Origin of the sequence: Cellulophaga fucicola, from assembly GCF_900119145.1 — a bacterium.
In the GTDB taxonomy this organism is placed as follows: Bacteria; Bacteroidota; Bacteroidia; order Flavobacteriales; family Flavobacteriaceae; genus Cellulophaga; species Cellulophaga fucicola.
Genome location: NZ_FPIY01000007.1, coordinates 1 through 12,181, shown reverse-complemented (window position 1 = coordinate 12,181; position 12,181 = coordinate 1). Strand labels below are relative to the sequence as shown.

At 33.7% G+C, this 12,181-nt stretch carries 7 protein-coding genes; 6 read left to right on the top strand and 1 reads right to left on the bottom strand.

Annotated features, from left to right (window positions below; genetic code table 11):
• Positions 1–131 precede the first annotated feature (131 nt).
• The gene (locus BT107_RS16055) at positions 132–1,142 is read right to left on the bottom strand and encodes a LacI family DNA-binding transcriptional regulator (RefSeq protein ID WP_072304858.1); all 1,011 of its coding nucleotides are present in this window, start codon (positions 1,140–1,142) and stop codon (positions 132–134) included.
• Between the two features lie 243 nt (positions 1,143–1,385).
• Here BT107_RS16055 and BT107_RS16050 point away from each other — a divergent pair, with 243 nt between their 5' ends.
• The 6 genes from BT107_RS16050 to BT107_RS16025 all read left to right on the top strand — a co-directional run.
• Entirely contained in the window at positions 1,386–2,945 is a 1,560-nt protein-coding gene (locus BT107_RS16050) for a sodium:solute symporter family protein (protein WP_244543137.1), read from the top strand.
• Between the two features lie 11 nt (positions 2,946–2,956).
• Positions 2,957–5,236 (top strand): FAD-dependent oxidoreductase, encoded by a 2,280-nt coding sequence (locus BT107_RS16045; RefSeq protein ID WP_072304856.1) that lies wholly within the window; start codon positions 2,957–2,959, stop codon positions 5,234–5,236.
• A gap of 2 nt (positions 5,237–5,238) precedes the next feature.
• Complete coding sequence (locus BT107_RS16040) at positions 5,239–8,250, top strand: glycoside hydrolase family 2 TIM barrel-domain containing protein (protein ID WP_170854753.1); 3,012 nt, start codon at positions 5,239–5,241, stop codon at positions 8,248–8,250.
• 2 nt (positions 8,251–8,252) lie between these two features.
• Complete coding sequence (locus BT107_RS16035; RefSeq protein WP_072304855.1) at positions 8,253–9,377, top strand: glycoside hydrolase family protein; 1,125 nt, start codon at positions 8,253–8,255, stop codon at positions 9,375–9,377.
• Positions 9,378–9,380: 3 nt separating this feature from the next.
• On the top strand, positions 9,381–11,117 hold the full coding sequence (locus BT107_RS16030; RefSeq protein ID WP_072304854.1) for a glycoside hydrolase family 2 protein: 1,737 nt from the start codon (positions 9,381–9,383) through the stop codon (positions 11,115–11,117).
• A gap of 39 nt (positions 11,118–11,156) precedes the next feature.
• Positions 11,157–12,181 (top strand): glycoside hydrolase family 117 protein (locus tag BT107_RS16025; RefSeq protein WP_072304933.1); only part of this gene is annotated, 1,025 nt, incomplete at its 3' end.

The following is a 12,181-nucleotide window of genomic DNA, read 5'->3' as shown; positions in this document are numbered from 1 at the left end:
AAATTGGCAGTAACACCAATAGTAAATTGAGATGGAAATAAATACAACAGAACAAAACCAAATGTAACTGTTGATAATGGTATTTATAAGAGACCTCTGTAAAATAACGGAAAATGGTATACACAACTATATTAAATAATTTTAACTGAGGAGTCTCTAATATTTAATCTTCCGTTTAAAACAATAGTTTGTGGTACAAATAACCCTTTGGTGTTTATTTGTTCTAATAATAGTTTTGCTGCAGTTTGTCCAATATCATTAGTAGGCTGCTCCACAGACGTTAATGTTGGTGTGGTATGTTTGGCAAGATTAGATTCTGTAAAGCCAACAATTGCTATGTCTTTAGGAATAGAATATCCATTTTTTTTAAAAACACTAATTGCGCCAACAGCAGAAGAATCATTAGCCGCAAAAATAGCCCTTGGAACCTCACTCTTATCAATCATTTCTTGGGCAACACGCTCGCCATCTTCCATTTTAAATCCGCAAGGAACAACTTTACCAACCGTAAGTTTATATTTTTTATGAGCATCTGTAAAACCTCTTAATCTGTTTTTAGTTAGCGTTAGGTTTTTGTCACCTTCTAAATGTGTAATGTTTTTATAACCCTGTACTATTAAGTGTTCTGTTGCAAACATTGCCCATTTATAATCATCAAATAAAACTTTAGAGGCTTTAATTTGATCTACGGTACGGTTAAAGAATACAATAGGGATATTTTGCTTTATTAAATCGTTGTAATAAGCATTGTTTTTACTCTCTGATGTTAATGAAATTATTAAACCATCAACCATATTATTAACTAATGTCTCTACATTTTTCTTTTCAACTTCCCAAGAATGGTTAGACTGCATAATTAATGCCTGACACCCTTCTTTTAACAATACTTCCTGAGCTCCTAACATTACTTCAGGAAAAAAATTATTACTAAACTCTGGCACTATAATGCCTATGGTAAAGGATCGTTGCTGACTTAATTTTTTTGCAATAGGGTTTGGTTTGTACCCAAGCTCTTTGGCTGTTTTTAGTATTTTTTCTTTTGTTTCTTCTTTAATATCATACTTGTTATTAAAGGCTCTAGAAACTGTAGATATAGATACGTTTAACTTTTTAGCAACATCTTTTATTGTAATATGCTTCATACAGTAATATTAACACAAATAAAAGTTTTCGGCAAATTCGGAAACGTTTCCGAAAAAAATAATGCTTACGAGAGCGCTTCCGAAGGTCATAAAATAACATTAGTGAATTTTGTAGTAATATTTATCATAAATTAACATTCAACTTTATAATAATTTATGGGAATTATAGACATATCGGTCATTTTTATATTTGTCTTATTAATTTTTATCTGCGGAATGAGTTTTTCTAAAACAGGTAAAAATATGAAATCTTATTTTTCTGCAGGAGGTGCATTACCTTGGTGGATGAGTGGCTTGTCTTTATTTATGAGTTTTTTTTCTGCTGGTACATTTGTAGTTTGGGGAGCTATTGCATACAGTAGTGGTTGGGTAGCAATTTCTATACAATGGACAATGTGTATTGCAGGTATAATTATAGGTTTTGTAATAGCACCAAAATGGCAAAAAACAAAAGCTATTACTACGGCTCAGTTTATTACAGATAGGTTGGGTTATAAAACCCAGCGTACATATACTTATTTGTTTTTACTAATTTCAATCTTTACAATGGGTGCTTTTTTATACCCTGTTGCTAAAATTGTAGAGGTATCTACGGGGATACCAATAACAGCAAGTATTATAGGTTTAGGTATTTTAATTTTAGTGTACACAACTGTAGGTGGTTTATGGGCAGTTATAGTTACAGATGTTTTACAGTTTGTTGTGTTAACAGCAGTTGTACTAATTGTTGTACCTCTTTCTTTTAATAAAATAGGAGGTGTAGATGCCTTTATATCTAAAGCTCCAGACACTTTTTTTCAGTTTGTTAATACAGAGTATTCTCCGTTGTTTTTAGTAGCATTTGGATTGTATAATTTGTTTTTTATTGCGGGCAACTGGGCGTATGTTCAGCGTTATACCAGTGTAGCAACACCTAAAGATGCAAAAAAAGTAGGTTGGTTATTTGGTGTTTTATATGCTATTAGTCCGTTAATTTGGATGTTACCACCAATGATTTACCGTGTGTTAAATCCAGATTTAAATGGTTTAGAAAACGAAGGTGCCTATTTATTAATGTGTAAAGAAGTGTTGCCAGTAGGTATGTTAGGGCTAATGTTGGGAGGTATGATTTTTGCCACGTCTAGCTCTGTAAATACCACATTAAACATATCTGCAGGAGTATTAACTAATGATATTTATAAGCATTTTAGACCCAATACACCAGAACATAAATTAGTAAAAATTGGTAAATTAGCTACAATTATACTAGGGCTTATTACTATTCTTATAGCCTTACTTGTTCCTTACTTTGGCGGTATTGTAGAAGTCGTAATGTCTTTAGCTGCCTTAACAGGAGGAGCAATGTTTTTGCCGCCTATTTGGGCTTTATTCTCTAAAAAACAAACAGGGTTTACTATTCTATCGGTTACACTAATATCACTTTTTATAAATACATTTTTTAAGTTTTTAGTACCACTACTATTTAATTTAAAATTAGATAGAGCATCAGAAATGTTACTTGGTGTGGCAGTACCAATAGTGTTATTAACTATTTATGAAGTTTACTACACATTAAAACCGGTAGAAAACCCAAAATATAAAGAGTATAAGGCTTTAATAGAGTTAAAAGCTACTGCAGAAAAAGAAAACACAGGCACTCAAAATAAAAAAGGAGCACGTGTAATAGGAATAGGGATTGCTTTAACAGGCTTAATTATATTAATCTTATCATTTTTAGCTGAAACTGGTGCCTATTTTGTTGGTATTATGGGACTATTAGTTGGTATTCTTGGAAGCATAATTGTTTATAAAAATCTTAAATAGTAGTATTAGTTATGTTAGTAGAAGATTATAGTCCGCAAAAAAGAGACAATAAAACTATTAAGCTAAATACAGGTTTTGTTATTGTTGGTGGCGGTTTAGCAGGTGTATGTGCAGCAATAACAGCAGCTAGACAAGGAACTAAAACAGTATTGGTACAAGATAGACCAGTTTTAGGTGGTAATGCCTCGTCAGAAGTTAGACTGTGGATTTTAGGTGCAACTTCTCATATGGGCAATAACAACAGATGGGCAAGAGAAGGAGGAGTTATAGATGAAATTCTTGTTGAAAATTTATATAGAAATAAAGAGGGGAATGCTGTTATTTTTGATACCATTTTACTAGAAAAAGTATTGGTTGAAGAAAATATTACACTTTTACTAAATACCAGTATTTATGATATTAAAAAGTCAAACGAAAAAACAATTGATAATGTAATAGGGTTTTGCAGTCAAAATTCAATTACATATAAAATTAGTGCTCCTTTATTTTGTGATGCTTCTGGTGACGGTATTGTAGCTTTTAAAGCAGGTGCACCATTTAGAATGGGTGCAGAAACCAAAGAAGAATTTGGAGAATTATTTGCGCCAGATACTTCTTATGGTGAGTTGTTAGGGCACTCAATGTACTTTTATAGTAAACAAGAAAATTCGCCTGTAACGTATAGACCACCAGCTTTTGCATTAAAAGATATTACTGAAATTCCTAGATATAAAGCAATTGGTAAAGATGATAAAGGTTGCCGTTTTTGGTGGTTTGAGTATGGTGGAAGAAAAGACACTATTTACGATACAGAAGAAATAAAATATGAGCTTTGGAAAGTAATCTATGGTGTCTGGGATTTTATTAAAAACTCGGGTGAGTTTGATGGTGTAGAAAACCATACGCTAGAATGGGTTGGTACTGTACCTGGCAAAAGAGAAAGTCGTCGTTTCCAAGGTATGTATATGCTAAAACAACAAGATGTAATAGAGCAAAAAACGTTTTACGACGCTATTGCTTTTGGTGGTTGGGCAATAGATTTACACCCTGCAGATGGTATTTACAGTAAATTATCTGGTTGTACACAATGGCACTCTAAGGGTATTTATCAAATACCTTATCGTTCTTTTATTGGTCATGAAATTGAGAATCTTTTTTTTGCAGGCAGAATAATTAGTGCTAGTCACGTTGCTTTTGGCTCTATACGTGTTATGGCAACAACTGGTTTTTGTGCACAAGCAGTGGGTATGGCAGCGCATATGTGTACTACCAATGCTATACTTCCTAAACATATTTTAGAAGGGAATTACTTAAAAACACTACAGAATAAGTTAAATATAATTGGGCAAAGTATTCCAGATATTCCAATAGCAAGGGATAGTAATTTAGTAAGCTCTGCAAAGGTAACGGCATCATCTACATTAGAACTAAACACTATTTTATTTGACGGAGAATGGATGAGCTTAAAAACAGCAGCAGCACAGTTATTACCGTTACAGGCAAATACAGCATACGAGTTTGTTGTAGAAGCTAATGCAGAAGAAGATACAGTTTTAAAAGTGCAGCTTCGTTCATCAGAAAATACAAAAAACTACACACCAGATTTAATTTTAGAAACGTATAAATTTCAACTTAAAAAAGGGCAACAAAAAGTAACAATTTCTTTTAAATCTACTTTTAAAATAGATAAATATGCATTTGTAACTTTTATAAAGAATAATAAGGTAAGTCTTAAGAATAGTAATAAAAGATTCACGGGTATACTATCTGTTTTTAATGGTACAAATAAAGCAGTTTCTAATACAGGTAAGCAAACACCACCATTAGATTTAGGTGTAGATACTTTTGAGTTTTGGATACCTCAGCGTAGACCAGAGGGTAAAAATATAGCAATGACTATTTCCCCAGCTATTAAGGCTTTTAATGTAGAAAATAGCAGTAATGGTTACGTTAGGCCTTGGGGAGGTGCAAATGCTTGGGTTGCTAGTTTAAAAGATAACAAACCTACAATAAATATTAATTGGGGTAAAGAGGTAGAGGTTAAAGAAATTAAGCTCTTTTTTGATACAGATTATGATCACCCAATGGAGTCTACATTAATGGGACACCCAGAAGATGTAATCCCTTTTTGTGTGCGTAATTACAGAATTAAAGATCAAAGTGGTAAAGTGTTGGTAGAGAAGAAAGATAACTATCAAACCATAAATTCTATACACTTTAAAACTCCTATAAAAATAACAGAATTAGTAATAGAAGTAATGCATCCGTCTATAGATGTACCAGCTTCAATATTCGAAATTTTATGTATGTAATTATGAAAAATAAGCTGTTTATCATTGTGTTGTTGTTTGTGTCTTTTGGGTTTTCTCAAGAAAAAATGAAGAACAACAAATCAGAACAAATGATGAATTTAAATGGCAACTGGAAATTCAATGCTATTTATGGTGAAGGCTCTAATTACAATAACATAAAAGCCAGCAGTAGGGATGTTGTTGTAGATAATCTAGATATTAATCAAATAAAAGTAAAAGGAGAATGGACAACCACTAATGTAGAAGAAAGAGGCTCTGGTTTTTATAAGGATAACTACTTAAAACATTTTTTTAAGGATAAAACAGATAAGTCTAGTGTAATATACATTCCAAACTTACCAACATCTGGTTATTATGAAGCATTTGTACGTTTTCCGTTTGCTATTAACTTAAATACTAAAGTTAACATACAACACGCTAATGGTATAGATACTCAATATTTTAATCAGCGTAATCGCTGTGATGAGTGGTTAAGCCTAGGTATTTTTACTTTTGAAAAAGACAAAGAAAACGGATTAGAAATTACCTCAGATGTATATGGCGTATCAGTCTCTGCAGACGCTGTACTTTTTAGACCCGTATCTAAAGAGAAAATAATTAGCTCAGAGAAAGAAAAGAAAACTGTTTTTTTAAACAATTTTGATGATACAGATTGGTACAATTTAAAAGTGCCAGGACATTACGGAATGATTAATGATTTTTCTAATTACACAGGAAAAGCTTGGTACAGAAAAACATTTACAACTCCTGATAAATGGACACTAGATAAGAACGAAAAAATTAGACTAAAGTTTGATGGTGTTTACCATATAGCAAAAGTGTACCTAAACGGTAAATTTATAGGAGAACACCAAGGAGGCTTTACTCCGTTTGAGATAGATATTACTAAAAACGTAGAGCTAAACAAACCTAATGTTTTAGCTGTAGAAACAAATAACAATGCAATAGTTGGTGCTACCTGGAACTGGGGTGGTATTATTAGAGATGTTACTTTGGTAAAAAATAATGATGTACGTATTACACACAATTATATACATGCAGACCCAGATTTAGACAAAGGAACTGCAAGCTTGGAGCTAAAAATTAGAATTGAAAATAGTGGTTCTACGGATAGAGTTTTAGATCTAAAAACCAATATTTATAGAGAAAAACAACTACAAGAAATAACCAAAAAAGTAACTGTTAAAGCAAACTCTACTAAAGAACTAGTTTTAAAAAGTTCTTTAAAGGCTAAAGATGTTAAACTATGGCATTTTGATAGGCCTTACTTGTACAAAATGCAACATACTCTTTTGGATAATGGTACAGAAGTACACACTGTAAATGATAGGTTTGGTATTAGAAAAATAGAGCTAACAGACAAAAACTTATTTCTAAACGGCGAAGCTGTACGCTTAGCTGGTTATAATAGAGTTAGTGATCATAGATATTGGGGATCATCAGAACCACAAGAAATTATTAATAAGGATGTAGATTTAATGAAGAATGCGGGTGCAAATTTTATGCGAATTATGCACGGAACGCAAAATAGAAAACTAATAGAGCGTTGCGACGAAAAAGGAATTTTATTGTTTGAAGAAGTAAACGTAAGAGATTTAGATAATTCAGAATTTACATCCCCCAATTATCCATTGGTAAAGTCTTGGGTTAAGGAAATGGTAGAGAGAGATAGCAATAGCCCAAGTATAATAGGGTGGAGTGTAGGTAATGAACTCACAGGTCATAATGCTTATGCTACCATGATGATGAATTATGTGAGAGAGTTAGATGCGCACAGATTGGTTACTTGTGTTAGTAATACTGGATTTAGAGAAGAAGCAACTCCGGCAACCGATCCTAATACTAATACAGATATAATTATGCACAACCATTACTCTTTTCAAGGTACTGCACAAAGTGTTTTATCTGCCATAAGAAATAAGTGGCCTAATAAGTCTATTTTTATATCAGAATACGGAGTAGATAGGTTAAAATCTACTTCTTTAGATGAAGACTTACCTAAAGCATCTGACTTAAATGATAATTTAAGAGGTAAAAATGAATTTGTAATTGGTGCTTCATTATGGACGTATAACGATTACAGAAGCGGGTACATTGGTACTAGTGAAGAAGAAAATAGAACTTGGGGAATTGTAAATGCTTGGCGACAAAAGCGAAGATTCTACACAAGAATGCAGAAAGAAAATAGCCCGGTTAAAGATATTAAAGTAACTTTTAATAAAACTAAGGCCGCTATAGTTATACCAATAAAGGAAAGAAATAACTACCCTAGTTTTACAATGGTAGATTATAAGTTGGTATGGAATTTAAAAGATGCTAACGGAACAGTTATAAGTAGCGAGACTAAAAAGTTACCTGTGTTGCAACCAGAAGATGCTGTTTGGGAAGGACAAATAAAACTATCTAAAAGTATAGACAAAGCTGTGGTTATGAACATTGCTTTGGTAAGTAGTAATGGTTATACCCGCTTTGAAAAAACGATAGCCTTGCAAAAACCAGAAAAACCAACTATAACATCTGTAGTTGCAGGTAAAAATGAAACAAGAGTATATTTTAATGAAGTGGTTGCTGCAGAAGAATATTTTATTAGTTATACAAATAGTAAAGGAGAAACTGTAAAAACAGAACCTACAATTGCTAATTTTATTGAAGTTAAAGATTTACAATTGCCTGCTATAAAAGCAAATCTAATAGCTGTAAATAGTTTAGGAGAGAGTTTGCCACAGAGCGTAGAGTTAAAAAATAATCAGCAAAAATTACCTCCTGTAATTTGGCAAACTTTTATTAGAGATAATTATATAATAGTAGGGTATTCTGGTGAGTTAAATGATGAGTCTTATACTGTACGTTACGGTACTAGTAAGGATAAATTACTTAATATAATTACAACATATACTAGAGGTATGATGACTATACCAATTATGAAGTTAGATACCTATTTTCTTCAAATTAAAAGAAAAGATAAAAATGGAGATAGTAATTGGTCTCCGGTAATAACTGTGAAAAAGAATTAATTATGAAAAACATAATAGTAGCAGTTTTTTTAATCTTGACAATTACATCTTGTAAAGAAAAAAAGGAACAAAAAGAACAAGAAAAAGTTGTAGAAAAAATAGAAAATTTTAAAATTGAATTTGGCAAAGTATCAAAAAAATCAATTTTTAAAGAAGAAAGCAAAAGTGTTTGGGGTGGTACCTTAACCAAAGGCGAAGATGGTTTATACCACATGTTTTACTCTAGATGGCCAAAAAATATTGGATGGGAATGGGTAAACTATTCAGAAATTGCGCATGCTGCGGCTACTAGTCCATTTGGACCATTCACTTTTCAAGAGGTGTCATTGGGTGATAGGGGAAAAGAATATTGGGATGGAGCTACAACACACAACCCTACCATCCTTAAAATTAAAGGCAAGTACTATTTATATTATATGGGTAACACTGGAAATAAAGAAATTGTAAGTGCCCCCGGAAACCCTAAATTAAATTGGGAACATAGAAATAACCAAAGAATAGGTGTTGCCGTTGCCGATAGTCCTAACGGACCTTGGAAAAGATTTGACACACCTGTTTTAGATATTGCTCATGGTAATGATAAGGCACATGACGCCTTGATGACCTCCAATCCGTCTGTATGTGAAATGCCAGATGGCAAAATACTAATGGTATACAAGGCAGTAGGGAAAGCATTTAAATTACCAGCTGGTGGTCCTGTAGTACACTTGGTAGCTATAGGAGATACACCAACCGGACCTTTTACAAAATATCCTGATCCTATTTTTGTTTTTAAAGGAGAGCGTTTTCCGGCAGAAGATCCTTATATCTGGTACCAAGATGGTAAATACAGAGCTATTGTAAAAAGATTTAAAACAGTAGATAAAAAAAGAGTTTTTTCTTTAGTACATTATGATTCTGAAGACGGAATAAAATGGGAGCAAGGCAAGTATTTTGAAATATCTGACAGGACAGTTACTTGGGAAGATGGTACAGAAACAAAATTTGATCATCTAGAACGTCCCCAAGTATATCTAGAGAACGGAGAGCCCTTAGCTTTGTTATGTGCTGCAGATACTATAGATGTGAATAATGTGAGACACTCCTTCAATATTCAAATTCCATTACAGATTACCAAAGAAAAATAAAGTATGAATAAGAAGCTCTTTTTACTGTTATCTATTCCTATTTTATGGGGCACTTCCTGTAAAAAAGTAAGCCCCTTAAACGATTATAATTCCTATGAGAAGAATAAATCTTTAGATGGTACTTGGCAATTTTTAGCATCAAATACTATAGCAGAAACAGCAGTGTTGTCGCAAATAGACCAGCAATGGGATACCATTACCGTGCCTGGCAATTGGGATACTAGAGAAAAACACGGCACTTATGTAGGTAAAGGGTATTATAAAAAAAGCTTCACACTTCCTGAAAATTGGAGAGACAAGCACATTAGATTAAAATTTGGAGCCGTTTATCAAACGGCAAAGGTTTGGTTAAATGGTGAGTTTTTAGGAACAAACGTAGGAGGCTATTTGCCTTTTGATTTTGATATAACCCCTTATATACATAAAACAGGAACAAACAATTTGGTGGTAATGGCAGATAATACCATTAAACGCGGTGCTTGGTGGGCTTGGGGCGGTATAAGTAGAGCCGTGGTTTTAGAGGCTTATGAACCTGTGCGCTTGGTATACCAGCATATTAGTTCGGTACCCGAATTTGAGAATGAAGTGGTGAATTTTTGCATCACGTATAAAATAGAAAACAATGGAAAATCGCCAATGAATGTTGCTGTAAAATCAACAATTAAAGGCAAAGAAATGTTGCCTGAAACTTCATTATCCATAGACGCAGGGAAAGTAGAAGAAGTAGTAGTAAGGTTTAAAAGAAAGCTCTCAGACTTTGATTTGTGGCATTTTGATACGCCAAACTTATATCAATTAGCTACAGATGTAGCAGTAGATGGTATGTTGCAGGATCAAACTGTTGATAATTTCGGGATTAGAAAATTTGAAGTTAGAGGGGAACAGTTTTATTTAAATAATAGTGCTGTACGTATGAACGGTGTCAATCGTGTACACGATCATCCGGTCTATGGCAATACAGAACCAGATCAGTTAATAGCACAAGATATCTTAGATATAAAGTCTTTGGGGTGTAATTTTTCAAGACTAATGCATGCCCCTTTATCTGAAAATCTATTAGATTTTTGTGATAAAAACGGATTCTTATTAGTGGAAGAAATTCCCGTTTGGGGAGATGAAGACCCTAATTCTTTTCCAGATAATCCTTTAACCAAACAATGGATGAAAACAATGATTGAGAGAGATTTTAACCATCCTTCTGTAGTTGCTTGGAGTGTAGGGAATGAATTGAGAAATCCTGGGGATGATTGGGATGATAAGGCCTTAACCAAAGGGCAGTATGGTTACGTAGATGCTATGTTAGATTATGTGGCAATATTAGATAGTACACGGCTAAAAACTTATGTGAGTATAACCACGTATAGAAAAGGGGAAATAGGAACGGAGCCTTATGAGAAGGTAGATTTTATATCGATGAATAGCTACGGAAATGCACCTGTATTGGCAGAAAAAACACATGAGAAATTCCCAGGAAAACCCATTTTTATTTCTGAAATAGGAATAGGTCAAATAGGTCCTGCACCAGAAGGTGCTTTGAGCGATGAATTGGTAGGCTATTTAAATGAATTGAAAAAGTACCCTTGGGTAACAGGCGTTTCTATTTGGAGCTATAATGATTACAGAAGTAATTATAAAGGTACACCCGCTTCGGGTTTTAGAGAATGGGGCATAGTTGATGAACATCGAAATAAAAAGAAAGCCTACCATCAATTAAAAGAAATTTACAAAGAGTGGGAATAATTTAAAATAGTAAAATTCACATCAAACAACATATAAACTATGAAGTTTTCACATAACTTGAAGATAAGTACTCTTTTACTGGTAGTGCTCTCGGCAATATCTTGTACTCAGAAAGAAGCTAAGGTTGTAGACAATGTCATAATCGATACTTTACAGGTTTTTCCTTTTAAAATGCCTATTGAAAAGCCAAATATTCCGCTTAGTGCTTCTTCAGAACGAATGTTTAATTACCCAACACCAAGAGTTCAAGACAATGAACTTTTCTCGCAATTTAAGTATACGCGTTTAAATGGTTTTGATTATAATAATGGTGATGGTACTATTTCTAGAAGAGATCCTTCTAGACCAATCTTGGTAAATGATACTTATTATGTTTGGTACACTAAAAGGCATACAGTAGTACCTCCTATTGGTTGGAATCGTGCGGCAGAGGCTACCGATGTAATACCTTCTACCGATTGGGATTTATGTGATATTTGGTATGCTACTAGTAAAGACGGAGTTACTTGGGAAGAAAAAGGGGTGGCTATTTCACGTCCTGAAAAGCCAAAGTCAGGATGGCGTTCTGTGGCTACGCCCGATATTCTTGTTTGGAAGAATAAATACTATCTGTACTACCAAGCTTTTGATGAACCGAGTGGGTTAAGAGGAGATTTGTGTCCTGTATCTATTTCCTATGCTGATTCGCCCAATGGCCCTTGGACCCATGGCGGAGATAAAGTAATTCCGTTTGGTAAAGAAGGAGAATGGGACCATAAAGCTACGCATGATCCACAGCCTCTGGTACATGACGGAAAAATTTATGTGTATTACAAAGCAGCATATAACAAATGGCCCGATAATAGAAGTAACTATGCTGTAGGGCATGGTTTGGCAATAGCAGAAGATCCTTTAGGGCCTTATAAAAAGCATTCTTTAAATCCAGTGATGCAATCAGGTCATGAGACCACATACTGGCCCTATAAAGGTGGTGTAGCTACCTTAGCTATTAAGGATGGTAACGAGCGTGAAACCATACAATATGCTGAGGATGGCGTAAATTTTAAAATGGCATCGAGTGTTTC